At 60.1% G+C, this 24,156-nt stretch carries 28 protein-coding genes, 3 tRNA genes and 1 other RNA gene; 21 read left to right on the top strand and 11 right to left on the bottom strand.

Annotated elements, in window-relative coordinates; translation table 11 throughout:
* Nucleotides 1-220 (top strand): hypothetical protein (locus K3174_RS02885; protein ID WP_221555372.1); only part of this gene is annotated, 220 nt, incomplete at its 5' end.
* Here the strand turns inward: K3174_RS02885 and K3174_RS02880 are convergent.
* Both K3174_RS02880 and K3174_RS02875 read right to left on the bottom strand, forming a co-directional pair.
* Nucleotides 192-1,391 (bottom strand): hypothetical protein, encoded by a 1,200-nt coding sequence (locus tag K3174_RS02880; RefSeq protein WP_221555371.1) that lies wholly within the window; start codon nt 1,389-1,391, stop codon nt 192-194. The two genes, K3174_RS02885 and K3174_RS02880, sit on opposite strands and share 29 nt — an antisense overlap.
* A gap of 109 nt (nt 1,392-1,500) precedes the next feature.
* Nucleotides 1,501-1,577: transfer RNA gene (locus tag K3174_RS02875), tRNA-Pro, on the bottom strand.
* A 140-nt stretch (nt 1,578-1,717) separates the two neighbouring features.
* Between K3174_RS02875 and thyA the strand changes: the two genes are divergently transcribed.
* The 5 genes from thyA to K3174_RS02850 all read left to right on the top strand — a co-directional run bounded on the left by thyA (nt 1,718) and on the right by K3174_RS02850 (nt 6,839).
* A complete protein-coding gene (gene thyA, locus K3174_RS02870; RefSeq protein ID WP_221555370.1) occupies nt 1,718-2,644 on the top strand; it encodes a thymidylate synthase in 927 nt (308 codons plus the stop codon).
* 79 nt (nt 2,645-2,723) lie between these two features.
* Complete coding sequence (locus K3174_RS02865; RefSeq protein ID WP_221555369.1) at nt 2,724-4,025, top strand: 3-methyl-2-oxobutanoate dehydrogenase (2-methylpropanoyl-transferring) subunit alpha; 1,302 nt, start codon at nt 2,724-2,726, stop codon at nt 4,023-4,025.
* Nucleotides 4,026-4,084: 59 nt separating this feature from the next.
* Nucleotides 4,085-5,083, top strand: coding sequence for an alpha-ketoacid dehydrogenase subunit beta (locus K3174_RS02860; RefSeq protein WP_221555422.1), 999 nt, complete (start codon nt 4,085-4,087; stop codon nt 5,081-5,083).
* A 5-nt stretch (nt 5,084-5,088) separates the two neighbouring features.
* Nucleotides 5,089-6,390: a dihydrolipoamide acetyltransferase family protein gene (locus K3174_RS02855; RefSeq protein WP_221555368.1), complete on the top strand. Its 1,302-nt coding sequence runs from the start codon at nt 5,089-5,091 to the stop codon at nt 6,388-6,390.
* A 372-nt stretch (nt 6,391-6,762) separates the two neighbouring features.
* Nucleotides 6,763-6,839: transfer RNA gene (locus K3174_RS02850), tRNA-Asp, on the top strand.
* Nucleotides 6,840-6,917: 78 nt separating this feature from the next.
* Here the strand turns inward: K3174_RS02850 and K3174_RS02845 are convergent.
* The 5 genes from K3174_RS02845 to K3174_RS02830 form a co-directional block, all read right to left on the bottom strand.
* Complete coding sequence (locus tag K3174_RS02845; RefSeq protein ID WP_221555367.1) at nt 6,918-7,133, bottom strand: DUF2842 domain-containing protein; 216 nt, start codon at nt 7,131-7,133, stop codon at nt 6,918-6,920.
* Entirely contained in the window at nt 7,130-7,702 is a 573-nt protein-coding gene (locus K3174_RS02840; RefSeq protein ID WP_345719570.1) for a 5-formyltetrahydrofolate cyclo-ligase, read from the bottom strand. Before K3174_RS02840 ends, K3174_RS02845 begins: the two co-directional genes overlap by 4 nt.
* Before the next feature lie 58 nt (nt 7,703-7,760).
* Nucleotides 7,761-7,931, bottom strand: a non-coding RNA gene (gene ssrS / locus K3174_RS17135) — 6S RNA.
* 11 nt (nt 7,932-7,942) lie between these two features.
* Nucleotides 7,943-8,269, bottom strand: coding sequence for a cell division protein ZapA (locus K3174_RS02835; protein ID WP_221555365.1), 327 nt, complete (start codon nt 8,267-8,269; stop codon nt 7,943-7,945).
* On the bottom strand, nt 8,266-8,472 hold the full coding sequence (locus K3174_RS02830) for a hypothetical protein (protein ID WP_221555364.1): 207 nt from the start codon (nt 8,470-8,472) through the stop codon (nt 8,266-8,268). The genes K3174_RS02835 and K3174_RS02830 overlap by 4 nt, the downstream gene beginning before the upstream one ends.
* A 177-nt stretch (nt 8,473-8,649) precedes the next feature.
* Here K3174_RS02830 and tkt point away from each other — a divergent pair, with 177 nt between their 5' ends.
* The 5 genes from tkt to K3174_RS02805 all read left to right on the top strand — a co-directional run bounded on the left by tkt (nt 8,650) and on the right by K3174_RS02805 (nt 14,022).
* A complete protein-coding gene (tkt, locus tag K3174_RS02825) occupies nt 8,650-10,641 on the top strand; it encodes a transketolase (protein ID WP_221555363.1) in 1,992 nt (663 codons plus the stop codon).
* Between the two features lie 16 nt (nt 10,642-10,657).
* Complete coding sequence (gene gap / locus K3174_RS02820; protein WP_221555362.1) at nt 10,658-11,665, top strand: type I glyceraldehyde-3-phosphate dehydrogenase; 1,008 nt, start codon at nt 10,658-10,660, stop codon at nt 11,663-11,665.
* Nucleotides 11,666-11,794: 129 nt separating this feature from the next.
* Complete coding sequence (locus K3174_RS02815; protein ID WP_221555361.1) at nt 11,795-12,244, top strand: copper chaperone PCu(A)C domain-containing protein; 450 nt, start codon at nt 11,795-11,797, stop codon at nt 12,242-12,244.
* 129 nt (nt 12,245-12,373) lie between these two features.
* The gene (locus K3174_RS02810) at nt 12,374-13,570 is read left to right on the top strand and encodes a phosphoglycerate kinase (protein WP_221555360.1); all 1,197 of its coding nucleotides are present in this window, start codon (nt 12,374-12,376) and stop codon (nt 13,568-13,570) included.
* Nucleotides 13,567-14,022 carry a PaaI family thioesterase gene (locus K3174_RS02805; protein WP_221555359.1) on the top strand — a complete coding sequence of 152 codons (456 nt, stop codon included), beginning with the start codon at nt 13,567-13,569 and terminating at the stop codon, nt 14,020-14,022. Before K3174_RS02810 ends, K3174_RS02805 begins: the two co-directional genes overlap by 4 nt.
* Here the strand turns inward: K3174_RS02805 and K3174_RS02800 are convergent.
* Nucleotides 14,019-14,777: a flavodoxin family protein gene (locus K3174_RS02800; RefSeq protein ID WP_221555358.1), complete on the bottom strand. Its 759-nt coding sequence runs from the start codon at nt 14,775-14,777 to the stop codon at nt 14,019-14,021. The genes K3174_RS02805 and K3174_RS02800 overlap by 4 nt on opposite strands.
* A gap of 124 nt (nt 14,778-14,901) precedes the next feature.
* On the opposite strand from K3174_RS02800, the gene K3174_RS02795 reads away from it, so the two are divergent.
* Nucleotides 14,902-15,789: a fructose bisphosphate aldolase gene (locus tag K3174_RS02795; protein WP_221555357.1), complete on the top strand. Its 888-nt coding sequence runs from the start codon at nt 14,902-14,904 to the stop codon at nt 15,787-15,789.
* 3 nt (nt 15,790-15,792) lie between these two features.
* Here K3174_RS02795 and K3174_RS02790 read toward each other — a convergent pair whose 3' ends face one another.
* Nucleotides 15,793-16,182 (bottom strand): hypothetical protein, encoded by a 390-nt coding sequence (locus K3174_RS02790; protein WP_221555356.1) that lies wholly within the window; start codon nt 16,180-16,182, stop codon nt 15,793-15,795.
* Nucleotides 16,183-16,262: 80 nt separating this feature from the next.
* Between K3174_RS02790 and thiE the strand changes: the two genes are divergently transcribed.
* Nucleotides 16,263-16,886 (top strand): thiamine phosphate synthase, encoded by a 624-nt coding sequence (gene thiE, locus K3174_RS02785; RefSeq protein ID WP_221555355.1) that lies wholly within the window; start codon nt 16,263-16,265, stop codon nt 16,884-16,886.
* Between the two features lie 200 nt (nt 16,887-17,086).
* A complete protein-coding gene (locus K3174_RS02780; protein ID WP_221555354.1) occupies nt 17,087-17,743 on the top strand; it encodes a M23 family metallopeptidase in 657 nt (218 codons plus the stop codon).
* Here K3174_RS02780 and K3174_RS02775 read toward each other — a convergent pair whose 3' ends face one another.
* Nucleotides 17,744-18,256 carry a hypothetical protein gene (locus K3174_RS02775; protein ID WP_247711817.1) on the bottom strand — a complete coding sequence of 171 codons (513 nt, stop codon included), beginning with the start codon at nt 18,254-18,256 and terminating at the stop codon, nt 17,744-17,746.
* Between K3174_RS02775 and efp the strand changes: the two genes are divergently transcribed.
* From efp to K3174_RS02740, 7 genes are all read left to right on the top strand, one after another.
* Entirely contained in the window at nt 18,255-18,818 is a 564-nt protein-coding gene (gene efp, locus K3174_RS02770; protein WP_221555353.1) for an elongation factor P, read from the top strand. The two genes, K3174_RS02775 and efp, sit on opposite strands and share 2 nt — an antisense overlap.
* A gap of 4 nt (nt 18,819-18,822) precedes the next feature.
* Nucleotides 18,823-19,173, top strand: coding sequence for a hypothetical protein (locus K3174_RS02765; RefSeq protein ID WP_221555352.1), 351 nt, complete (start codon nt 18,823-18,825; stop codon nt 19,171-19,173).
* 10 nt (nt 19,174-19,183) lie between these two features.
* Nucleotides 19,184-20,005, top strand: a complete 822-nt coding sequence (locus K3174_RS02760) for an inositol monophosphatase family protein (protein WP_221555351.1) — start codon at nt 19,184-19,186, stop codon at nt 20,003-20,005.
* A gap of 86 nt (nt 20,006-20,091) precedes the next feature.
* Nucleotides 20,092-20,424, top strand: a complete 333-nt coding sequence (locus K3174_RS02755; RefSeq protein WP_221555350.1) for a hypothetical protein — start codon at nt 20,092-20,094, stop codon at nt 20,422-20,424.
* 67 nt (nt 20,425-20,491) lie between these two features.
* Nucleotides 20,492-20,576 (top strand) — tRNA-Leu (locus tag K3174_RS02750).
* Nucleotides 20,577-20,624: 48 nt separating this feature from the next.
* Nucleotides 20,625-22,424 carry an SLC13 family permease gene (locus K3174_RS02745; protein WP_221555349.1) on the top strand — a complete coding sequence of 600 codons (1,800 nt, stop codon included), beginning with the start codon at nt 20,625-20,627 and terminating at the stop codon, nt 22,422-22,424.
* A 122-nt stretch (nt 22,425-22,546) separates the two neighbouring features.
* Nucleotides 22,547-23,878 (top strand): amidohydrolase, encoded by a 1,332-nt coding sequence (locus K3174_RS02740; RefSeq protein ID WP_221555348.1) that lies wholly within the window; start codon nt 22,547-22,549, stop codon nt 23,876-23,878.
* An 85-nt stretch (nt 23,879-23,963) separates the two neighbouring features.
* Here K3174_RS02740 and K3174_RS02735 read toward each other — a convergent pair whose 3' ends face one another.
* Nucleotides 23,964-24,155, bottom strand: a complete 192-nt coding sequence (locus K3174_RS02735) for a hypothetical protein (protein WP_425594417.1) — start codon at nt 24,153-24,155, stop codon at nt 23,964-23,966.
* Nucleotide 24,156: the final 1 nt, after the last annotated feature.

The following is a 24,156-nucleotide window of genomic DNA, read 5'->3' as shown; positions in this document are numbered from 1 at the left end:
TCAGTACAAAGCGTTCCATCCAAAGCGTGAATCACAAATCCACGCAAATGGGAATCCTAAATCCCCACAGACCCTAGGCCGCAAATTTCTTCGCGACATGCATGAGTGTAGTACCAGAGCAACGGCGCAAAATACGCAGCATCGTGATAAACCCGTGGTCGAGGCGCTTCGTGCAGACGGTGAAGTGCACCTCATCCTCCAACATAAAGCGGCGATTTGAATAGCAGTTCCAGATGCTTCGTCGTCCAAGGCGGCCTGGGATCAATGCCCTTGTCGACGATCCTTGCCAGGTTGCTCGCAAAATTCAGCACAAGCATATCATGGTGCCTGGGCTTCCAAGCCGACTCTGCGAGATGCTTCGAGACCGTGTTCATGTAACTCAGGTCGCGATTCAGGGTCTTCATATTTCTCCCCTCGCCGGGCGCAACGGGAGGGAGAGCGGCGACAACTTCCGAGAAAGGCTGAGCCATTGACCCCTTCGTCAACGTTCCATACCGGAAGCCCTTTGGTAAACGCAGCAATCCATTCTTAAACGCCTTGACGTCTCGATGATCGTACGAGCCAAGCTCTCGATTTCCCGTGATCCAGGCAAAGGTCTGAATGACCCTGCGCTGCTGGCGCAGATCGCCCTTCCAAATGCGCTCGGCTTTCAGCTCACGCAGGATTTCCTCAATAACATCGCCGAAGCGCCGCGCATCGTAGATCAGGAACTGGCTTTCTGATCTTTGATCGGACGAGGAGTTGGCGGGCGGTTGGCTTGTATGTTCAATCGAACCGAAGCCGTTTTGTATCGGCAGATCGATGTCCGCCATAAGTGCCCTGACCGCATCAGGCGCGTCCATGATTTCTTCATCATACAGTCGCTGGACGCGTTTGCCTGCTGCGGCCCTGGCTCGGAAGATGTGTGTGCGAGCCAGGGCGACGTTTCCCGCAGTGACGGGAGCCCCAATTTCCGTGAGGGTGGCTTCTATGTCCTGATCGGGAAGTATCTCCTTCGCAACGGACAATAAATCGGGATCAAGACCGCCGGTCGGCCTGAGAGTAAGGTAAGCTTCCCGATCGTCGGCGGCGATCGAAAGCGCTCTGTCCGACCATTCGCCATATTCAAAGGCGATACGAACATGCTGACGAAGCCGTTCCTTCAGGGCGTTTCGAAACAGAGTCACAATTTCTGCCTCGGTCAGTTCTTTCCCAGATTGCAGCATTTCTCTCACGCATAATTTCACGAGCACGAAATGTGCAGAAAGGACCGCAGCCCGTTCTCGGGCGGTGTGACCATCTGCCGTGCGCAGCGAGATAACTAGCGGCTTCGATATAATATTTCGGAAATGCATCCGGCGGCGAAAGACATACCGTCCATCGCGGCGGGTCACGTGCGGAATGCGCGGCATCGGTTGATCACCTTCCCGCATGTGCTACGCTTATATGTATCGGTTATGTGTCCGGTGCACGGCATTAGCCCATGCAAATTGGCGAAAAACCGTCACTTTTAAGATAAAGTGGTCGGGGAGAGAGGATTCGAACCTCCGGCCCCTGCCTCCCGAAGACAGTGCTCTACCAGGCTGAGCTACTCCCCGACCGGATCGGCCCGCGGCTTCTTTCAAGCAGCGGGTGCGAAGCAGGCGCGCCCTATAGGTGTGGATTGCTGAACGTGCAAGCAGGCAATTACGGAAGATCGGGAGTAGGGGTATGGAACACCCGAAGCGAGCAAAATCCCGTGCAAAGTCCGCATTACGAACATCAGTATCTCGACCTCATGCGCCGTATCTGGCTCGAGGGAGACGAGCGGCAGGACCGTACTGGCATAGGCACACGCTCTGTGTTTGGTGCTATGTTACGCTTCGATCTCGCGCACAGCGCGATGCCCCTCATCACGACCAAGCGAGTCTACTGGAAAACTGCTACACGCGAGCTGCTGTGGTTTCTCACGGGAAATACCAACATCCGGCCATTGGTGCAGCAAAACGTGAAAATCTGGAACGAGTGGCCACATGCTCGCTACGTCAGGGAAACAGGCGACAAGATTGCGCTCGACGATTTCGTTGATCGGATCCGGGATGACGAGGCCTTCGCGGACGAATGGGGCGATCTAGGTCCGGTTTACGGCAAGCAGTGGGTCGACTGGCCGACCTACAATCCCGTTGAGGGAGGACTGTTCAGCAAGGGGCTGGGGATCAATCAGGTTGCCCAAGTTGTCGAAAGCCTGCGCGTTAACCCAGGCAGCCGTCGCCACATCATCGAGGGTTGGAATGTTGCGGAACTACCCGAGATGGCGCTGCCGCCGTGTCACAAGACCTATCAGTTCTATGTCGCTGGCGATCGGCTGAACTGCTTGCTCTATCAACGCAGTTGCGATGTAGCTCTGGGTTTGCCATTCAACCTGTGGTCGGCGGCGTTGTTGGCGAGGATGATCGTGCAGCAGACCGATCTGGAACCGGGAGAGCTGGTCTGGATGGGTGGCGACACCCACCTCTACCTCAATCACGAGCATCTGATCGAGGAGCAGCTTTCGCGGGAGCCGCAAGGGCATCCGAAGCTTGAAATAGTGCGGCGCCCGACCTCTATATTCGACTATAGCATTGAGGATTTCGCGGTTCACGACTATGCGCCGCACGGGCCCATCAAGGCGCCTGTAGCGGTGTGATCCGGCGCTGACTTGACCGTTTCCCACTCGTGAAATAAAATAACGCGCAAGCGTAAGATTGCGTCTGGGAGACGATTCTATGGCCGACAGGCCCCAGGGTAGTGCAGCACAAGGCGATAACCGCCCGACGCTTTCGCTGCATGTTCCCGAACCCAAGTTCCGGCCGGGCGACACGGTCGATTTCTCGCACATCGACGTGCCCGAAGCGGGTAACACCCCGCGTCCCGATGAAACCTGCGACCCTGCAACGATGCGCGACATGGCGTTCGGACTGGTGCGTGTCCTGGGGGATGACAACAAGGCGCACGGTCCCTGGGATCCCAAGCTCGATCCCGACACATTGCGCAAGATGCTCGGCCATATGGCGATGACCCGTGCATTCGACGAGCGCATGTTTCGCGGCCAGCGGCAGGGCAAGACCAGCTTCTATATGAAGTGCACGGGCGAGGAGGCGACCAGCGTTTCCGCGTCGATGGCGCTCGCCGGAGACGACATGGTCTTTCCAAGCTACCGCCAGCAGGGCATCCTGATCCAGCGCGGCTATCCACTGATCGAGATGATCAATCAGATCTATTCGAACAAGGGCGACAAGCTGAAGGGCCGTCAGCTACCGATCATGTATTCGAGCCGTGAGCACAGCTTCTTCACCATCAGCGGCAATCTTGCGACGCAGACCCCGCAGGCGGTGGGCTGGGCCATGGCCAGCGCGATGAAGGGGGACAGCCGGATCGCCGCGACATGGGTGGGCGAGGGCAGCACCGCGGAAGGCGATTTCCATTCGGCCTGCACCTTCGCGACGGTGTATAATGCACCGGTTATCCTCAATGTTATCAACAACCAGTGGGCCATCAGCAGCTTCAGCGGCTTTGCCGGTGCGGAGCGCACCACCTTCGCCGCGCGCGCGCTGGGTTATGGCCTCGCCGGTTTGCGTGTCGATGGAAACGATGCGCTGGCTTGCTACGCCGCAGAGCAATGGGCCGCCAACCGTGCCCGCGCCAATGCCGGGCCGACGCTGATCGAGTTCTTCACCTACCGTGCCGAGGGGCATTCGACCTCTGACGATCCCAGCGGCTATCGCAGCGCGCAAGAGCGGAATGAATGGCCGCTGGGCGATCCGGTGACGCGCCTCAAGGACCACCTTATCGCGATCGGCGAATGGGACGAGGACCGGCAGGAAAAGATGGATCTCGAGGCGGCCGAACACGTCAAAAAGGTGACCAAGGAAGCCGAAGCCAACGGCATTCTGGGGCACGGCCTACACCATCCGTTCCGCACCATGTTCGAGGACGTGTTCGAGGAACTGCCTTGGCATCTCAGGGAGCAGAGCCGGCAGGCAATCCGGGAACGCGAGATCAAGTTTCCGGGAGGGCTCGACCAGTGAGCACCGCCACAAAAGCACGTGAATCGGACGCTTCATCGGGCACCGAACGTCGGCTGAACATGATCGAAGCGATCAACGAAGCGCTCGATGTGTCGATGGAACGCGACGGCGACGTAGTCGTGATGGGCGAGGACGTCGGTTATTTCGGCGGGGTGTTCCGCTGCACGGCCGGCCTGCAGGAAAAATACGGCAAGACCCGTGTTTTCGACACGCCGATCAACGAATGCGGCATCATCGCGGTGGCGGTTGGGATGGGAGCCTATGGTCTGCGGCCCGTCCCGGAAATCCAGTTTGCCGATTACATCTATCCCGGGCTCGACCAGCTGATTTCCGAGGCCGCACGCCTGCGGTACCGTTCGGCGGGAGAATACATTGCACCGATGACGGTACGGTCGCCCTTCGGAGGCGGCATCTTCGGCGGCCAGACGCACAGCCAGAGCCCGGAGGCGATCTTCGCCCATGTATCGGGATTGAAGACCGTCATCCCGGCGACGCCCTACGATGCCAAGGGCTTGCTGATTTCCTGCATTGAGGACAACGATCCGGTCATCTTCTTCGAGCCCAAGCGCATCTACAACGGTCCGTTCTCCGGCTATTACGACAAGCCGGTGCAGCCATGGAAGAAGTTTGACGCGAGCATTGTCCCCGAAGGCTATTACAAGATCCCGCTGGGCAAGGCCCGCCTGGCGACCGAAGGCGAGGAGCTCACCATCCTCGCCTACGGCACTATGGTTCACGTGGTCGAAGCGGTCTGCGCCGAGAAGGGCGTCGAGGCGGACATCATCGACCTGCGAACCATCGTTCCGCTCGACATCGAAGCGATCGAAGAAAGCGTCAAGAAGACCGGGCGCTGCCTGGTCGTCCATGAAGCGACCCGCACTGCCGGTTTCGGGGCCGAGCTGTCCGCGCTCGTTACCGAACGCTGCTTCTACCATCTCGAAGCGCCCGTCGAACGCGTGACCGGCTTCGACACACCCTATCCCCACAGCCTCGAATGGGCCTATTTCCCCGGTCCGATCCGCATCGGCGAGGCCATCGACAAGATCCTCAAGGACTGATCCCCATGGCGAAATTCACCTTCAACATGCCCGATATCGGCGAAGGCATTGCCGAGGCCGAGATCGTGCAGTGGCACAAGGCTGTCGGCGATACGGTCAATGAAGACGAAGAATTCGTAGACATGATGACCGACAAGGCGACCGTGCCGATGGAAAGCCCGGTCACCGGCAAGATCCTCGAGATTGCCGGCGGCGAGGGCGATATGGTTTCGATCGGCTCGATGCTGGTGGTTATCGAAGTCGAGGGCCAAGTACCTGAAGACGTAATAGAAGAGAACGAGGCGGCAGCGGAAGCCGCACCCGCACCGAAGGACGAAGAGGTCGAGAAACGGATAGAGGTGGAAACCTCGGACGCTTCCGATGCCGACGATGCACTGGCCGCCGATGCCGAACCCGAACCGCTTCCCGACCCCACTCCGGCACCCGAACCTTTGGCTCATGCGAAGGTTCTGGCGACCCCTGCCGTGCGCCAGCGCGCTAAAGACCTCGGCGTTGATCTCGGCAAGGTGAAACCTTCCGAAGAAGGCCGCATACGGCACGGCGATCTGGATCAGTTCCTGTCGTACAATTCGGGCTACGGCGCTGCAGCCAAGACTCGCGAGGATCAGCAGCAGAAAGTTATCGGCATGCGCCGCCGCATCGCCGAGAACATGGCTGCGTCGAAACGCAACATCCCGCATTTCTCCTATGTCGAAGAGTGCGACGTTACCGCGCTGGAGGAATTACGCGCACAGCTCAATGGTGCCCGCGGTGGCAAGCCCAAGCTCACCATTCTGCCGCTGCTGATCACCGCGATCTGCAAGACGCTGCCCGATTTTCCGATGATCAATGCCCGCTATGATGACGAGGCGGGCGTGGTGACGCGGCACGGCGCCGTGCATATGGGAATGGCCGCACAGACCGATGCGGGACTAATGGTGCCTGTGATCAGGAACGCGGAGTCGAAAAATCTGTGGCAGTTGGCGAACGAGATTGTGCGTCTCGCCGACGCTGCGCGCAACGGCACCGCCAAATCCGAAGAAATGCAGGGCGGTACTCTCACCGTCACCTCGCTCGGCCCGCTGGGTGGCGTGGCGACGACGCCTGTGATCAATCGACCAGAAGTCGCTATTATTGGCCCGAACCGGATCATCGAACGCCCGATGTACATCACCGGTAGCGATGGAGTGGAGCGGATCGAGAAGCGCAAGCTGATGAACATCTCGATCAGCTGCGACCATCGCGTAGTCGATGGCTGGGATGCCGCGAGCTTTGTCCAGGCGCTCAAGAAACTTCTGGAAACGCCCGCATTGATCCTGGTCGACTGACGGTTTCTGCCGTCAGCGATGGATAGGTTTGGATAGATTTCCGGATCGGGTCGCGGGCGATGGTCCCGCCCGTTCTGGAGCAGTTCCCGCTGCAATCGGATACGCGGCGGTCTGGATATCCAGTGCCGATTGCGTGGCAATCCCGCGTGTGCCCAATAAGCTCATGGAAAAGATAAGAAAAATCTTATCCAGCATTACGCCGCCCGTGAATTCCCCCACGCGCAAACGCTGACGGAAATCTCGGCGATAAGGGCTAAATCCGGGTAAAGGCGTCAACGCAATTCAAGCCCTGCAAAAAGAGCAAAAAAACCGTCATATCTTCATTGACAGGAATCGGACCCGCCCGTAGATGCGCGGCTCCCAAGTGGCTGCGCGGGTGTAGCTCAGTTGGTTAGAGTGTCGGCCTGTCACGCCGAAGGTCGCGGGTTCGAGCCCCGTCACTCGCGCCACTTGGGTATCTTCCGATATTGCAGACTATCACGTTCGCGGAATTCCGCGTGCCAGCCGGCATGCCCGCTACGGACCAGTCAGCCCCAGCGGCCCGTTTCCATCCAGATCAGAAAGCGGCGCAGCGGCAAGAGCCAGATCACGCCCAACACGACATAGACGATCGTCTGGACCAGCGTCGGCCACCCGCCGATCAGCCCCGGTGCATAGCGCGCAATGACGAGCCCATAGACCGCCAATGCAAGCAGAAGGCCAAGAATGCCGACCGGGATGCGCCAGGTGGGTTCTTTTCTCATGCGAACGGACCGTAGAGGCGGGTCGGCGTCACGATAGCGGCGAGCGGGATGTCGTGCGGTTCGGTGGGAAGTTCGTCGACCAGTTGGCAATCCCACCCGATCCCGATCGCGATAACCCCGGTGTGCGCCGCCAGCCAGCGATCGTAATGTCCGCCGCCCTGTCCGAGACGCGCGCCGTCGGCCGTGAAGCCGACCAGCGGTACGAACAGGACGGATGGTTCGATGATGGCAGCGTCCATCGCTGGCTGTAGCAGTCCGAACGGGCCAGTTTCCAGATCGCTCTCTTCGAACGGATCGGTAAAGCGCGCGAACTGCATCGGGGCGTTCCTGTCGGCAAACCGGGGCAGGGCCAGCTCGTGGCCCGCGTCGTAGAAATAGCGCGCATAGGCTCCGGCAGGTGCTTCCGTGGATGCAGCGCGATAAAGACCGATCGTCGCACCCTGTGGCACCATGTCGAGCAATGGCGCGGGCGGGCGCATGAACACCAGTGTCCGCACACTGTCGGGCAGGGCAGCCACATGCTCGCGGCGAGCGGCGCGCAGCCGTTTGCGGAGGTCGTCCTTGGTCACGCCTGCGTCCTTACCGGGAGGTCTCGCCGCCGTCCACGTGCTCGATGATGGTGAAAGTGGCGGAACCACCATGGGTCGATTTCCGGCGAAATCCTCTGACGCCTAAACGTCAGGTGGGTACCGTATGCCCCAATCCCACGGCCGAACCGGTGGACCAGGGCAGGGACAGCTCCCTTGGATTGCTTATAGCCTCAGGGATGTTCATGCGGCTCGTGCCGGGCAGCCCCGCCATCGCGCTATTTAGGATGTGTGACCGCCGCCCTCAAGGGTCGAGGCAACATTCTCAAGTGCGAGAGCGACGCGCTCCAGCTGGCCGGCAAACCGGCCCTGATCGAATTGAGGCTCCCCGGGCGACGAACTGCCCTGTGTTCTCGCTTCATCGAGTTCGTCGGCGAGAAGAAGGGCCGCAAACAGGAGATTCTTGGCCTCCTGGCTCGACAGGTTTGCACCCATCGTGCCCAGCTTGCCGTCGATCACTCCGGCGAGGCGCTGGACATGCTCTTCCTGACCGTCGGCGCAGGAAACCGTGTAGTTGCGGCCCCCGACAGCGAGAGTGACGTCGCTCATCGCTCGAGCCTTTCGATCAATGTATCAAGTTCGGCAATGCTGGCCGAAACCTGCTCGCGCAAAGCGTCGTGACGCGCTGCTAGTTCTGAGCGTTCCGCATCGTCCGTCGCGGGCGAATGCGAAGAAAGCGCGGCCTGCGTTTCGATCCGCGCCAAAGCGCGATCGATGCGATCCATGGCATTTTTGATGCGGTCGGCACTCATAAGAAGATCTGAATACCAAGATTGCCCCGCGGAGGCAAAGGCTTGGCCCGTGCTGTTGATAAGTGGAATGAGGGGAGTGGCACTGTGCATGGGCGCGGGCGCGGGTTGACCTCGCGCGCGCGCTCCGCGAAGGCTTCGCGCGCGTCGAATCGGCCCTAATTCCGGAGAAGATATTTCATGAGTCTCGACACCGCTCGCATGGTCCAGATGGCCAATGCCATCAGGGCGCTTTCGATGGATGCGGTGCAGGCGGCGAATTCAGGTCACCCCGGTATGCCGATGGGCATGGCCGACGTCGCAACCGTGCTGTGGAGCGAGTATCTAAAGCACGATCCAAAGGCGCCCGGCTGGTCCGATCGCGACCGTTTCGTGCTGTCGGCGGGCCATGGTTCGATGCTGATCTATTCGCTGCTCCACCTTGCGGGTTACGACCGCCCGACGATGGAAGACATCCGCAATTTCCGTCAGATCGAATCTCCATGCGCCGGACACCCTGAAAACTTCCTTCTGGACGGCGTTGAAAGCACCACCGGCCCACTGGGGCAGGGCCTTGCCATGGCGGTCGGAATGGCGATGGCGGAGCGCCATCTCAACGCGACATTCGGGGATGAAATCGTCGATCACCGCACATGGGTGATCGCTGGCGACGGCTGCCTGATGGAAGGCATCAATCACGAAGCGATCGGCCTCGCGGGTCATCTCAAGCTCGGCCGCATGGTGGTGTTCTGGGACGACAACAACATCACCATCGATGGGTCGACCGAGCTTTCGACCAGCGAGAACATCAAGGCCCGTTACGAAGCGACCGGCTGGCATGTCGTCAGCTGCGACGGTCACGATTTCGACGATATCCGTCGCGCTATCGACGAGGCCGTGGCGGACGATCGCCCCTCGCTCGTTGCCTGCAAGACGGTGATCGGCAAGGGCGCCCCCAACAAGCAAGGCACCAGCGCAACGCATGGCGCGCCGTTGGGCGATGAGGAAATCTCCGCCGCGCGCGCCGTGCTCGGCTGGGACGCCAAGCCGTTCGAAATTCCCGAGCAAGTGCTGTCGGACTGGCGCGGCACCGCGGAGCGCGGCAAGAAGGCTCATGCCGACTGGCAGGACCGTCTCGGCCAAAGCGGTCGCAGGGCCGAGTTCGAACGCCGCATGGCGGGCGAATTGCCCGAAGGTTTCAGTCTTGATGGCTACATCCAGGCGCTGATCGAAGAACCGCAGAAGGTGGCAACTCGCAAGGCCAGCGAGATGGCGTTGGCCGAAATCAACACGAAGCTGCCCGAAACTATCGGCGGCAGCGCCGATCTGACCGGTTCGAACAACACCAAGGCGGGTGGCATCGGCCCCTTTACGGCGGATGATTACTCGGGGCGTTACGTCTATTACGGCATCCGCGAATTCGGCATGGCCGCGGCGATGAATGGCATGGCGCTGCATGGCGGGGTGATTCCTTATGGTGGCACCTTCCTCGTCTTCACCGACTACTGCCGCGCGGCCATCCGCCTGTCGGCCCTGCAACAGGTGCGGGTGGTCTATGTCATGACGCATGACAGTATCGGGCTAGGCGAAGACGGCCCGACGCATCAGCCGGTGGAACATGTCCAGTCGCTGCGAATGATGCCTAATCTGCTCGTAATGCGTCCCGCCGATGCGGTAGAAACCGCGGAATGCTGGGATATTGCATTGCGCCAGCCCGATCGTCCCACGGTGCTCGCTTTGAGCCGCCAGAATCTTCCCCAGATGCGAACGCATCAACTATCCGAGAACATGACGCAGTACGGCGGATACCGTCTTAAGGCATCGCAGGCGCCGCGACGTGTGATACTGGTGGCGACCGGTTCCGAACTGCACGTAGCGATGGAATGTGCCGAGAGGCTTGAGGAATCCGGAATTGGTGCCGATGTCGTCTCGATGGTCTGCACTCAGCTCTTCGACGAGCAGGACGATGCTTATCGCTCCGACATTCTGCCCGATGTCTCTCCCGACGAAATCCTTCGCGTGAGCATCGAGGCCGGGACGACGTTTGGCTGGGATCGCTACACCATGACCCACGGACTGCGCATTGGTATAGACCGGTTCGGAGCAAGCGCGCCTGCAGGCGATCTCTTCGACAAATTCGGCCTTACCGCGGACGCAATCGTGCCGCAAATCATGAATAAATTGAACGGTTAAGCAGGAGTTCTTACCAATGGCGACCAAGGTTGCAATCAACGGTTTCGGACGTATCGGTCGGCTCGTGGCGCGCGCCATTCTCGAGCGGGACGATCACGATCTCGACCTCGTCAGTATCAACGACCTGGCCGACACGAAGTCGAACGCGATTCTCTTCCAGTACGATTCTACGCACGGTCGATTCCCCGGCACGGTCGAAGTCGGCGACAACGCGATAATCGTCAACGGCAAGAGCATCGTGGTCACGAGCGAACGCGACCCTGCCAATCTGCCGCATGGTGAACAGGGCATCGACATCGTGCTTGAATGCACTGGGTTCTTCCAGTCGGACGAAGCCTGCCGCCCTCACCTCGACGCGGGAGCCAAGCGTGTTCTGATCTCGGCCCCGGCCAAAGGCGTGTCTGCTACCATCGTGTACGGGGTGAACGACGAAACGCTGACGGCCGAGGATGTGATCGTCTCGAATGCCAGCTGCACGACCAACTGCCTTTCGCCGATGGCCAAGGTGTTGCACGAGACCGTAGGTATCGAGCGCGGGTTCATGACCACGATCCACAGCTACACGAACGATCAGCGCATGCTGGACCAGATGCATGGCGACATGCGTCGTGCTCGCGGTGGCGCACAGAACATGATCCCGACGACCACGGGTGCAGCGCGCGCGGTCGGCCTGGTCCTGCCAGAATTGGCCGGTAAACTCGACGGCTCCTCGGTTCGTGTCCCGACGCCGAATGTCAGCCTTGTCGATCTCGTGTTTACGCCCGGCCGTGACACTAGCGTCGAGGAACTGAACGCCGCGCTCAAGACGGCCGCCGAAGGCAAGATGAAGGGCATACTCGACTATACCGACCAGCCGCTCGTTTCGTCGGATTTCAATCATTATCCGGCCAGTTCGACGATCGACAGCCTCGAAACCAGCGTGATGGAAGGCAAGCTTGCCCGCGTCGTGAGCTGGTACGACAACGAGTGGGGCTTCTCGAACCGCATGATCGACACCGCGGGCGTAATGGCCGAGTTCCTCTAAGGCGCTTGGGTATTGGATCTTCGCTGCATCCTATCTGTACGGTGGGGTCAGCGACTATTCACGGGAAACAGCCGATTTGTCTTCTGGGTCGCCGATTCCCGGCGACCCGGAGGAAAAGGGTTGTCCCACATGAAGAAGCTTATTGCTCTCACCGCGTTTGGTATCGGTGTCGCCGGTATAGGTGCCGTCACCGTTGCTGCCACCACAACACCAGCAGTGCACCACGTAAGCCACGCGGCTGCAGCCATCACCGCGCGCGCTCCGGCCGAGGTTCCGGTATATCTCGTGCTTGAGGGTGGACAGAAGACCGTATCGCTGGTCGGCGCGCGCTCGCCCGACGCCGCTAAGGTGCAGTTCGTCGTGCCGGCCGACGACAGTAGCTCGGTCTCGATCAGCGACACGATTTCCAATGTCGAAATTCCCGCAAATGGGTCTATCACGTTTGAGGCGGACGGACGCCATCTCATGCTCAAGGACCTGACCCCTGCAGCGCGGAGTCGAGGTGGAGTCGATCTGATGCTCAAGTTTTCCGACGGCAGCAACCGCACAGTCCGCGCCGTTTTTGAAGGCGAGCTCTAATAACAAGCGGCGCAGAGCGTCTTAGTGAAATTGAATTCGGCCCGATCCGGCATTCCTGCCGGATCGGGCCTTTCCGTTGAGGGAAAGACTGGCTAGGGGGCCGAAAACCTCATCAGGAGTATAGCCGGCATGGCTTTCAAAACCCTCGACGACCTTGGTGATATCACCGGAAAAGTCGCGCTAGTGCGCGTTGACCTGAATCTACCGATGAAGGACGGGTCAGCCACCGATGTGACCCGTGTCGAGGCGGTGAAACCCACCATCCTCGAACTCGCCGACAAAGGCGCCAAGGTCCTACTGCTCGCCCATTTCGGGCGCCCGAAGGGCCAGCGTCACTCGACCATGAGTACCAGTTTCGTGCAGGGCGATGTCGAGAAGGTGCTGGACAAGGAAATCATGTTCATTCCCGAGGTCATGGGCCCGGTGGTCGACCAGTCGATTGGCATTCTCCGCAATGGCGATATCGGCCTGCTCGACAATATACGCTTCTGGCCGGGCGAAGAAGCCAACGATCCCGAGTTTGCCAGGGGCATCGCGGCGCACGGCGATTTCTACGTCAACGACGCATTCAGCGCGGCGCACCGAGCGCATGCTTCGACCGAAGGTCTGGCGCATCATCTGCCAGCCTATGCCGGGCGAGCGATGGAAGCGGAACTCAAGGCGCTAGATGCGGCTCTCGGCACTCCCGAGCCGCCGGTCGCTGCCGTGGTCGGCGGGGCCAAGGTTTCGACCAAGCTGGACGTGCTGACCAATCTCGTCGGCCGGGTGCAGCATCTCATCATCGGCGGTGGGATGGCCAACACTTTTCTGGCCGCCAAGGGCGTCGATGTTGGAAAGTCGCTGTGCGAACACGACCTCGCCGATACGGCCAACCGGGTCATGGACGAGGCCGAGCATGCCGGTTGCACCGTTCACCTTCCGTATGATGTCGTCGTGGCGAAGGAATTTGCAGCCAATCCGCCGTCGCTGCGCACCTGCAATGTGCATGAGGTCGCCGCCGACGAAATGATCCTCGATGTAGGTCCGCTTGCGATTGAAGCGCTTGGTGACGTGCTGAAAACATGCCGAACACTGGTGTGGAACGGTCCGATGGGTGCATTCGAGACCGAGCCGTTCGATACCGCAACGGTCGCGCTGGCGAAGACGGCAGCGGCGCTGACACAAGACGGCTCGCTCACGTCCGTGGCGGGCGGCGGCGATACGGTGGCGGCGCTGGCGCATGCGGGCGTGAAGGACGATTTCACCTTCGTATCGACGGCGGGCGGTGCCTTTCTCGAATGGATGGAAGGCAAGGACCTGCCAGGTGTGGCAGCGCTGACCGCATGAGCGAGAACGAAGCCGTTGGGGCGAGCGGTGGACTTGTCCCTGTCATCGAGGGCGAATGGGCCGGATGGTCGACCTGGCAAAGCGATGCTTTCGAACAGCGCGCCGGCCCCTTCTACGAACGGCGTGAAGAAGATGGCACGATGGTTGCCGCCTTCCGCGCCGAGGAGCGCCATATGAACGGTGCCGGTTTCATGCATGGCGGCTGTATGATGACTTTCGCCGATAGCGCGATCTTCACCATTGCGACCGACGAACTGTCAGGTTCGCATGGCGTGACGATGCATCTTGCCGGCGATTTCCTCGATCCGGCACGTGTCGGTCAGATGATCGAGGCGCGCGGCGAGGTCGTGCGCGCGGGCGGCAAGACGATCTACGTCGTCGGCATGATCCGGGCCGATGATGTGCCGGTTTTGAGCTTCAACGGCATCATCCGCAAAATCCGCCGGGACTAACGATACTCGGGGTTCGGGGAATCGAAGCGGCGGCCTTCCTTCCACTGATCGAGCGAATTGCCATGCGCGGGGATGCCGCCGGCGTCCTTCAGCATGCGTGCCATATGCATCAGGTTCCATGTCATGAAGGTCGTATTGCGCCGAGTGAAGTCGTTGTCGAACCCGACATAGCCGTCACCGTCGTCTCGTGGATCGCCGAAGCTGGGGCCGGGACCCGCCTCGCCGATCCAGCCGGCGTCGGCCTGGGGCGGGATGGTGTAACCCACATGCTGCAGCGAATATAGCACGCCCATGCCCACATGTTTGATACCGTCTTCGTTGCCAGTAACGATGCACCCACCGACCTTGCCGTAAAAGGCGTACTGGCCCTTCTCGTTGGTCTGGCCCGAATGGGCGTAGAGTCGCTCGATCAGCCGTTGGCAGACGCTCGACTTTTCGCCGAGCCAGATCGGTGTTCCGACCACGAGGATATCGGCCGCCTCGACCTTCTTCCAGATCGTCGGCCAATCATCTTTCCCGACGCCATGTTCCGTCATATCGGGATAGACACCCGGTGCAATCTCGTGGTCGACCAATCGAACCCGGCCGAGTTCGACGCTGTTTCGTGCAAGTATCGCGTCCACCACGCCGAGCAGCTTGTCCGTATGCGACCCTTGGGGACTGGGCTTCAAAGTGCAGTTGATCGTCAGCGCTCTGAGATCCGAAAAGTCGGTTTCGTTTTCCCGGCACAGCCTTTCTTGCAGTTCGTCAAGCATGTTTTCTCCGGCTTGTATGAAGTCATACGAACGGCGGGACAATAAGTTACACGGCGCTGTTGCAGGTGCGAAAAGCCTTTTGTATGGGCACCGCATACGAATGCACCATCACGGGGTTTCTCACATGACTTTCGACGAAATGAAGGCGCGTATCGCCGAGGGCCAGGGCTTTATCGCGGCGCTCGACCAATCGGGTGGTTCTACGCCAAAAGCGCTGAAGGGGTACGGTATCGAAGACGGTGCCTGGACCACCGATGATGAGATGTTCGGTCTGATTCATGAAATGCGCCAGCGCATCATCGAAAGCCCGTGTTTCGGCAGCGGCAAGGTCATCGGCGCGATCTTGTTCGAGAAGACCATGGAAGGCGAAAGCGGCGGAAAATCCGTCCCGGCACGTCTCAAGGATCGCGGTATCGTGCCGTTTCTCAAGGTCGACAAGGGTCTCGAGGATGAGCGCGAGGGCGCTCAGCTGATGAAGCCCAATCCTGACCTCGAAAATATGTGCAATCGCGCGAAGGAACTTGGTGTGTTCGGCACGAAGATGCGTAGCGTGATCAAGTCCGGCAACCCCGTCGGCATCAAGGAAGCCGTTCGCCAGCAGTTCGCGGAAGGCGCGCGTATTCTAAGCTGCGGCCTCGTCCCGATGCTCGAACCGGAATACGACATCACAGCCGAAGATCGTGCCGAGGGCGAGAAGATCCTGCTCGAAGCGATCGAGGAAGGCCTGGAAGCGCTGCCCGAGGGGCAGCAGATCATGCTCAAGCTTTCGATTCCCAAGGAAGCCGGGATTTACGGAGGTCTGACCAAGCATCCGAAAGTCCTGCGCGTCGTGGCGTTGTCCGGTGGCTATTCGACGGAAGAAGCTTGCAGCGAGCTTGCCAAAAACCCCGGCATGATTGCCAGCTTCAGCCGCGGACTGCTGCAGGAATTGCGCGCTGGGCAGAGCGATGAAGAGTTCGATGGTATGTTGTCGGGCGCGATCGATCAGATCCACGCCGCCAGCGTCGCCTGAGTCTCAGCGCCTTTCGAAAACAAATCGATACTCTCCGACCGGCGTTTGCCGGTCGGCTGTCTTTTCCGGCGTTCCCGACACGAGCACGTAGGTCCGGCCCAGAATTTCATGCGGCTCGCCCAGAGTGAGCGGAGCGGTTTGCGTCCAGTGAGTGGCCGCTATGCGGGTCGAGACGATCAGTTTGCCGGCCTGGACGCAGCGCGCGTTTTCAGGGCAGCGGCTGTCTTCGGTCACCGCCAGCGGTGTCAGGATCGTATCGCCCGCCCACACCGGCTGATTGATGCCTACCGCGCTTCCCTGCGCAGCCGCGTCGCCGTTGGACATAGGCGTGTCGGGAATTATCGCGCAAGCGGCGAGGGGGGCGATGAGCGCTGCAGCAAATAGGGCTTTCATATAGTTTGCTCAACGCTTGAAACGCTTTCGGAGTTCTGAACGCGTGACGAAATGCGATATCGGCTTTAGAGAGCGCGCCGATGACCGATTGCCAGCTATACCTGATTTCGCCGCTCGACGTATCGGGTGAATTTCCCCAGCGGCTCGAACGTGCGCTCGATGCGGGGCCGCGCCTCGTTACAGCGTTCCAGTTCCGCGTGAAGGGAATCGATCAGCACGACGCCGTCAGGTTGGCGGAACCATTGCAGGCGATCTGCGCGGCGCGCGACGTGGCATTTATCGTCAATGACGACATCTCGCTCGCCAAGAGGTTGCGTGCCGACGGGGTTCATCTGGGGCAGGGCGACGGCGATCCCAAGGACGCACGCGAACAACTGGGGCGCGAAACGCAGATCGGGGTGACATGTCACGCCTCGAAGCATCTTGCCATGGAAGCGGGCGAGGCGGGGGCGGACTATGTTGCCTTCGGCGCGTTTTTCGACAGCACGACTAAGGCAAGCGACTACCGGCCCGATCCGGATATCCTCGATTGGTGGAGTACACTGTTCGAAATTCCCTGTGTGGCCATCGGCGGGATAACGCCGGAAAATTGCCGACCGCTGGTCGAAGCCGGCGCGGACTTTCTCGCCGTCTCGGGCGCTGTCTGGAACGGTGACGAAGTATCGGCCATCGAGGCTTTTGCGGAACAGATCCGCCCGGCATGAGCGGGGTATCCTCAAAAACCGGTCCTTTCTAGCTCGGAAAACACGGCCTCGGGCACTCGCTCGCTCTCGCTCTATTTCCTCTGTCGGATGCAGCACGGCTGATATTGGCGAGTGGGCAATTCGGCCTCGGGTCGGCTTGCTTGCATAGTGGCGCAACCGCCGAAGGTGATTTTCGCGGCCTTTGCGGTTAGTCTGCGGTCATGAACATCGTCGACCGCGTCCTTACCATCGTCGTCACTGCCACACTTACGAGTGCCGTCTGGATCGTGCTGGGGGGCAGCTTGATCGAGAACGCCGGCAGCGCCAGCCAGATCGAGGTCACCCGTCCTGCGGACGCCGTGCAAAGCCCTGCGCCGACCGAAGCGGAAGGTATCGGCTCACTCGATGTCGCGGTGGCGCAAACACCCGAAGCGTCGAGATCGGGAAAGCTTGTGATCCCGGTGAAGAACATTCGCCCCGCCGACCTGACCGACAGCTATAGCGATTCGCGTGAAGGCGGTTCGCGTCTACACGAAGCGATCGATATCATGGCGCCGAACGGCACAAGTGTGTTGTCGACGGCACCGGGCGTTGTCGAGAAGCTTTTCCAATCGGATGCGGGCGGCAAGACAATCTACATCCGTTCGACCGATGGACGGACAATCTACTATTACGCGCACCTCGATGACTATGCGAAAGGCCTGAAGGAAGGCCAGCGTGTGCGTCGCGGCCAGCGCATAGGAACGGTCGGCAACACGGGCAACGCCTCCAATGAAGCGCCGCATCTTCATTTCGCGATCTTGCAGACTGCCGAAGATGCCGAGTGGTGGGAGCCTGCGACAGCGGTCAATCCCTACCCGCTCCTCAGCGGCAACTGATCAATCCCTGGTCGGGCCTGCCCTGTGGCAGCGAAGGCGGCCGAGTTTGCCGTCGCGCGCAATTTCCTGAAGCATGCCGGATCCCAATCGCATGAATTTCATGCCCCGCATCGGGCCCCGGGTGAATGTCACCTTCTTGCCTTCCATCAGATAGGTCCCGCCGCCCCGAGCGGCTCGGTAGCTCGAACCGCCGGTTATCGCGAAATCGCGCCCGCTTTGCTCGATCCACGCCGATCCGGTAGCGTCACCCGGGAGCGCGCAGATATATTCGCCCTGATCAAGCAGGGATAAACGCCCCTGGGCCGCGCCAGGAGCGGATAAGAGACCCGCAAGAGCGGCGGCAAGGGCAAGTTCAGCAAGACGTTTCATGTCGATCATCGCAGAACCCAGATAGCGATTGTTGCAGTGATTTTCCACTCGCTTGCCCGCGCGCTCTCGCTCCGCTAAGGCGCGCCGCACATCTCCGCCCGATGGGCGGTCGCGCTCTTTTACAAGTCGAAGGTAGCTTCCCATGAAGATCAGCGGCGTGGACATCCGTCCGGGCAACATCATCGAATACGAAGGCGGCATCTGGAAGGTCGCCAAGATCCAGCACACCCAACCCGGTAAGGGCGGGGCCTATATGCAGGTCGAGATGAAGAACCTGCAGGACGGCCGCAAAACCAATGTCCGCTTCCGCAGCGCCGACACGGTGGAGAAGGTGCGTCTCGATACCAAGGACTTCCAGTTTCTCTACGAAGATGGCGACATGCTCGTCTTCATGGACAAGGATACCTACGAACAGATCAATCTGCCGAGCGACCTGCTCGGCGATGCTCGCCCGTTCCTGCAAGACGGAATGGAAGTGATGCTCGAGCTGTGGGAAGAAAAGCCCATTTCTGTCGAACTGCCGCAACAGATCGAAGCCGAGATCGTCGAGGCCGACGCAGTCGTGAAGGGGCAGACCGCTTCGTCCAGCTACAAGCCCGCAATCCTCGACAATGGCGTGCGCATCATGGTCCCTCCGCATATCGAAAGCGGCACGCGGATCATCGTCGACGTCTACGAACAGAGCTACGTCGGCAAGGCGAACTGATCGTATGGGCAAGTCCATCGCCAGCCGGTTCGAGAATATCGACATCATAGCTAGCGTGCTGCGTGCCGTGATAATCAACGATGACGAACTGACCCTGGAGATGGATTTCTGCCTTGAAGAAGACCATCCGGAGTACGAGACGCCGGGCGAGGGCGAGGAATGCTGTTTCCACCCGGGTTTGCTCAAGTTTGCAGGGATTTCCAAGCTCAGCCTAGAGCGGGCGGAAGGTGCGGCATCGAGCTCGCGCCGCTTCGCCATCCAGTCGTTCAATATCGAGGGCACGAAATTCGACATGGCCTGCGAGTGGGGTACGATCCACCTGCAGGCGCGCTCGATCCGCGTCCTGACCGAATAAGAGAGTTCTCATGGCCGTTCTATCGGGTGTCATTCGCGTAATGGAGAAAGCCGCGCGCAAGGCCGGCGGCCGCCTGCGCCGCGATTTCGGCGAGGTCGAACACCTCCAGGTCAGCCGCAAGGGGCCGGCGGATTTCGTCTCCAAGGCGGACCGTATCGCCGAACGCACGATCTATGACGAACTGCTTGCCGCGCGTCCCGACTGGGGCTTCGTCATGGAAGAAGCTGGCGTGATCGAAGGCGATGAAAACAAGCCACGCTGGATCGTCGATCCGCTCGATGGCACGAGCAACTTCCTCCACGGCATCCCGCATTTCGCGGTAAGCATCGCGGCGCAGGAACCGAAACTGGGCGGCGGAGGCTGGGGCGATATCACCGCAGCCGTCATCTACAACCCGATCACGGACGAAACCTTCTGGGCGGAAAAGAGCCGCGGTGCCTGGCTGCATGACGGACGCTTGCGTGTCTCGGCGCGCCGAACGCTTCCGGAAGCCCTGATCGCTACCGGCATTCCCTTCCAGGGCCACGGCGATTTCGGGGAATGGGCGAAGATTTTTGCAGCTATCGGACCGCAGGTTGCCGGCATTCGCCGCTTCGGTGCGGCATCGCTCGACCTTGCATGGCTTGCCGCCGGACGCTTCGACGGTTTCTGGGAAAGCGACCTAAACGATTGGGATACGGCCGCTGGATGCCTGATCGTCCGCGAGGCAGGTGGATTTGTCTCCGACTTCCGGGGCCGCTCGCAACCCATTCACGCGGCACAGGTACTCGCCGCCAACGATGCTTTGCACTCCAAACTACACAAGCTTCTCGTCGGCGCTCTCAAGACCTGATATACTTGGTTTCGCGAGTCTGACATCGGGAACCGAGCCTTGGCTGTGACGTCTGACTCGCAAGAGCAAGGCTCAAGAGGTCGCATATGTTCAAGGCGCTTGGGGTCACGTTAGTCTGTATCGCGTGTTCCACGCCTGCGATGGCGAACGAGCGTCAGAGGCAGCTGCTTCGAGCATCAGTTCCCATGCCTGAAAGTTTCGATCTGGCTGCCATTCCAGAACCCGGCTCTGTTGCGAGGGAAGATGCGTTTCCGGTGGATTCGGTTCTGCCTCGCGATTTGAATGAACGCCCCTTCCAACCGCCTGCGATGCAGATGGAACTGATAGATGCAGGACCGGTGCTTTCGGTCGGGGCGATGGGAGCCAAGTTCAAGGATGCCCCGCGTCTCGCTCATATCGCCATCGGAATGGATTTCTGACCATCGCGCGAAAGAGCTGCTTGAATACCCAGCATCCGCGAGCTATCCGCCGCGCTCCCGACCCAGTGCCCCTGTGGCGGAATTGGTAGACGCGCTCGACTCAAAATCGAGTTTCTTCTGAAGTGCCGGTTCGAGTCCGGCCAGGGGTACCAAACTAAATCCTTGCCACATTGCGGATAGTTTGGGATTCAGTTCGCTGGATGATCGGGGTTCCTTCATACCACGCGATTGCGGCAATGGTCATCACTGTCGCAATGTTCATCGCCTTCGCACGCGGACGGATGTCGGTCGAGATCATCTCGCTCCTGACAATCGCGGTGATTGCGGTCGGGCTTTATTTCTTTCCGCTGCCCGATACCCAGCCAATCGACGGGCTAAGTCTCGCCTTCTCCGGCTTCGGACACTATGCGCTGATTACCATTTGCGCATTGATGATCATGGGGAGGGGGCTGGTTGTAACGGGGGCTCTCGAACCTGCTGCTAGGTTCCTCGAACGCATCTTCAAGTTCAACAGGCAGCTCGGATTGCTGGTCTCGCTGCTGGTTGCGATGTTGCTTTCGATGGGTGTGAACGACACTCCTGTGCTCGTCCTGCTTCTGCCGATATTCGTGCAACTCGCCGCGCGCGGTGCAATGGCGGCTTCCAAGACGCTTATTCCGCTCAATGCCGCCGTCCTGATCGGTGGCATGGCGACAACAATCGGCACGTCGACGAACATCCTTGTCGTCTCGATCGCCGTCGATCTGGGGATGCCCGAAATGGGGGTGTTCCACTACACACCTATCGTGCTGGTCGCTGCGATCGTTGCGCTGCCTTATCTCTGGCTGGTTATGCCGCGGCTTCTGGGGGACAACCGAACCGAAAACCTTCATGAGTTACGGCGCTTTGAAACGCGACTGCGCGTCACCGAGGATTCGATACTGAATGGCCGGGAGTTGAGCGAGGTTGTGGCTCGGCTGCCAGCCGACATCGAATTCGACGACGTACCCCTTGGCCTGCTGCGCCCGAACCAGCGGTTGCGCATGACGGGGACACACGAAGCGATCGAGGAAGCTTCACGCATCTTGCGCGGTGATGCTGCGCCATCGTGGGTGCTCGACCGGATCCGGCGGCGATCGTCGGAAACCCGGACGGATATAGCCGTGGTGGAAATGACCGTTACCGCCGATTCCCGTTTGATTGGGCGAACGCTCCCTTCATCGGGTATTGCCGATTTGTATGGGGTGGCTGTCATCGGAATCCATCGCCCGAAGCGCCTCGTCGGCAAGAAAGACGATTTCAGCGAAGGTGGCAATCTGCGCATCGCCGAAGGCGACGTACTGCTCGTATTGGGCCTGCCCGACGACCTCCAGCTTTTCGCACGAAGCGACAGTTTGCTGACGCTGGAAGGCATGCGCGAGCTGCCACGGAGATCCAAGGCGGTTCTTGCTGCAGCGATCATGGTGGGATCGGTCGGTTTCGCCTCGGTCGGGCTGATTCCGATAGCGATATCTGCGCTTGCCGGGTCGATCCTGATGTTCGTAACCGGGTGCGTCAAATTCGACCGTGTCGGAAGAGCGCTATCCGGCAAAGTCATAGTTCTGGTGGCGGCGAGCATTGCAATCGGCCGGATCGTGCTGGAAAGTGGCGCGGCCAATTGGCTCGGCAGCGTGCTCGCCGGCGGACTGCAGTATCTCTCTCCGGCAGCGGTTCTTGCGGCCATAATGCTGTTCGTGACGTTCCTCACGAACTTTGCTTCGAACGCCACAGCGGCGACTGTAGGCACACCCATTGCATTCGCGATAGCGGCTCAGCTGGGGCTGCCGCCCGAACCATTGATTCTTGCCGTGCTGTTCGGTTGCAATCTTTGCTATGCGACGCCCATAGCCTACCAGACCAATATGCTGATCATGGCGGAGGGGTCGTACGAATTTAAAGACTATGTCCGCACGGGTGTGCCGCTTGTGCTGATCATGGTCACGATGCTGTCTCTCGCCCTAGTGGTTACATACGGTTTGTAAGGCTTTCCTTACAGGCCACATTCTGCAACACAGGCTCCCCAATGCTCCGCCTCGATTGGGTGACCGAAATAGGACTCATGAGCCGTGCCTCATGTGTTCGTTCAGCAGGGAGAACAGAGGGTATGTCGAATTTCATTCCAGCCGGCTTCGGAGCCCTGTTCATTATGTTCGCCACACCGGCGCATGCAGACGAACTGCGAGCTGATCTAGAAGCCGACATGCCCGGCCTGATGGAGCTCTATCGCGATCTTCACGCGAACCCCGAACTGAGCTTCGAAGAGCATGAGACCGCGGCAAAGCTTGCCAAACGCATGCGCGACCTGGGCTTCGAAGTGACCGAGGGCATCGGCAAAACCGGCGTCGTTTCGGTCATGGAGAACGGAGAGGGTCCGACCGTACTCCTTCGTGCGGATATGGACGGTCTGCCGGTAGTCGAACAGACAGGGCTACCGTTTGCGTCCAAGGTCACGGCAACCCCGGCGAGCGGCGTCACAACCGGGGTAATGCATGCCTGTGGCCATGACACCCATATGGCCGGCTTCATCGGCGCGGCCCAGCTCCTGGTCGATCACAAGGATAAGTGGCAGGGTACGCTGGTCATGGTCCTGCAGCCGGCAGAAGAGCTCGGGCTTGGCGCTCTCGCCATGATCGAGGATGGACTATACGAGCGCTTTCCCAAGCCCGACTATGCACTGGCGTTTCACGATGCCGCTGCGCCCGCTCCTGCCGGAGCCATCGGTTACACGCCGGGCTATGCGCTGGCCAATGTCGACAGCGTCGACATCAAGGTCAAAGGCGTGGGCGGGCATGGCGCCTATCCGCACACCACTAAGGATCCGATCGTTCTTGCCAGTGCGATTGTGATGAAGCTTCAAACCATAGTCAGCCGCAATTCGTCGCCGCTCGATCCGGCGGTCATTACGGTGGGCAGCTTTCATGCCGGGGCGAAGCACAATATCATCAGCGACGAGGCAAAGCTGCAGCTTACGGTGCGCAGCTATTCGGACGAAAGCCGCCAATTGCTGCTCGATGGTATCCGTCGCGTAGCGCGCGGCGAAGCAATTACCGCTGGTCTGCCCGACGAACTGATGCCTGAAGTCACTGTCGAAGATCCGTACACGCCTTCCACTTTCAACGATCCCGAGTTCAGCGAGGGAATCGCGGCTGCGTTCAGGCAGAGGTTCGGCGATGACCGCGTGACGGAATGGCCCGCGGTCATGGGAGGTGAGGATTTCAGCCAGTTCCGCCGCGCCGCGCCGGAGGACGTCAAGTCGATGATTTTCTGGATCAGCGGCACGCCACAGCCGATGCTCGATGCGCTCGAACAGGACGGGACACCCTTACCGTCGCTTCACTCGCCGTTCTGGGCACCGGATGCGGAAAAAGTGATCGAGACCGGCGCCGAGGCACTGGCGAGCGCCGCTATAGATCTGATGCCGCGCGGCGGTGCCTGAGCTTTGAACCAATAGTGTGGCCGCCGGAGCGTTGGGGCGCTCCGACGGCCGTATTCTCCTCCCCAGGAGAATTCGTTTCAGTTCTTCAGCCTTCCGATGGGACGTAGGTCCCGAGCCGGTGATGAAGAGCATTGATCTTCGCCAGTTCTTCGCGATCGTCGGTCTGGCGGGCATAATGCGTCAATGCGGTGCGCAGCAGGCGGAAGTCCGCTGTCGAGAAGAGCGCCCGGGCGCGGCCCGGCTCGGTCTTCGGAGTGTCGTCGGTCATGGTCGTCATC

Source organism: Qipengyuania qiaonensis, assembly GCF_019711515.1.
Lineage (GTDB): Bacteria > Pseudomonadota > Alphaproteobacteria > Sphingomonadales > Sphingomonadaceae > Qipengyuania > Qipengyuania qiaonensis.
Note: the sequence above shows the minus strand (reverse complement) of the source record. Positions and strands in the feature narration are given on the sequence as shown.

Coding starts and splice junctions, on each gene's coding strand:
- K3174_RS02880 (WP_221555371.1), bottom strand. CDS start 1,391: ATGCCGCGCATTCCGCACGTGACCCGCCGCGATGGACGGTATGTCTTT.
- K3174_RS02865 (WP_221555369.1), top strand. CDS start 2,724: ATGGCCGACAGGCCCCAGGGTAGTGCAGCACAAGGCGATAACCGCCCG.
- K3174_RS02860 (WP_221555422.1), top strand. CDS start 4,085: ATGATCGAAGCGATCAACGAAGCGCTCGATGTGTCGATGGAACGCGAC.
- K3174_RS02855 (WP_221555368.1), top strand. CDS start 5,089: ATGGCGAAATTCACCTTCAACATGCCCGATATCGGCGAAGGCATTGCC.
- K3174_RS02845 (WP_221555367.1), bottom strand. CDS start 7,133: ATGAGAAAAGAACCCACCTGGCGCATCCCGGTCGGCATTCTTGGCCTT.
- K3174_RS02835 (WP_221555365.1), bottom strand. CDS start 8,269: ATGAGCGACGTCACTCTCGCTGTCGGGGGCCGCAACTACACGGTTTCC.
- K3174_RS02830 (WP_221555364.1), bottom strand. CDS start 8,472: ATGAGTGCCGACCGCATCAAAAATGCCATGGATCGCATCGATCGCGCT.
- tkt (WP_221555363.1), top strand. CDS start 8,650: ATGAGTCTCGACACCGCTCGCATGGTCCAGATGGCCAATGCCATCAGG.
- gap (WP_221555362.1), top strand. CDS start 10,658: ATGGCGACCAAGGTTGCAATCAACGGTTTCGGACGTATCGGTCGGCTC.
- K3174_RS02815 (WP_221555361.1), top strand. CDS start 11,795: ATGAAGAAGCTTATTGCTCTCACCGCGTTTGGTATCGGTGTCGCCGGT.
- K3174_RS02810 (WP_221555360.1), top strand. CDS start 12,374: ATGGCTTTCAAAACCCTCGACGACCTTGGTGATATCACCGGAAAAGTC.
- K3174_RS02805 (WP_221555359.1), top strand. CDS start 13,567: ATGAGCGAGAACGAAGCCGTTGGGGCGAGCGGTGGACTTGTCCCTGTC.
- K3174_RS02800 (WP_221555358.1), bottom strand. CDS start 14,777: ATGCTTGACGAACTGCAAGAAAGGCTGTGCCGGGAAAACGAAACCGAC.
- K3174_RS02795 (WP_221555357.1), top strand. CDS start 14,902: ATGACTTTCGACGAAATGAAGGCGCGTATCGCCGAGGGCCAGGGCTTT.
- K3174_RS02790 (WP_221555356.1), bottom strand. CDS start 16,182: ATGAAAGCCCTATTTGCTGCAGCGCTCATCGCCCCCCTCGCCGCTTGC.
- thiE (WP_221555355.1), top strand. CDS start 16,263: ATGACCGATTGCCAGCTATACCTGATTTCGCCGCTCGACGTATCGGGT.
- K3174_RS02780 (WP_221555354.1), top strand. CDS start 17,087: ATGAACATCGTCGACCGCGTCCTTACCATCGTCGTCACTGCCACACTT.
- efp (WP_221555353.1), top strand. CDS start 18,255: ATGAAGATCAGCGGCGTGGACATCCGTCCGGGCAACATCATCGAATAC.
- K3174_RS02775 (WP_247711817.1), bottom strand. CDS start 18,256: ATGGGAAGCTACCTTCGACTTGTAAAAGAGCGCGACCGCCCATCGGGC.
- K3174_RS02765 (WP_221555352.1), top strand. CDS start 18,823: ATGGGCAAGTCCATCGCCAGCCGGTTCGAGAATATCGACATCATAGCT.
- K3174_RS02760 (WP_221555351.1), top strand. CDS start 19,184: ATGGCCGTTCTATCGGGTGTCATTCGCGTAATGGAGAAAGCCGCGCGC.
- K3174_RS02755 (WP_221555350.1), top strand. CDS start 20,092: ATGTTCAAGGCGCTTGGGGTCACGTTAGTCTGTATCGCGTGTTCCACG.
- K3174_RS02745 (WP_221555349.1), top strand. CDS start 20,625: ATGATCGGGGTTCCTTCATACCACGCGATTGCGGCAATGGTCATCACT.
- K3174_RS02740 (WP_221555348.1), top strand. CDS start 22,547: ATGTCGAATTTCATTCCAGCCGGCTTCGGAGCCCTGTTCATTATGTTC.
- K3174_RS02735 (WP_425594417.1), bottom strand. CDS start 24,155: ATGACGACCATGACCGACGACACTCCGAAGACCGAGCCGGGCCGCGCC.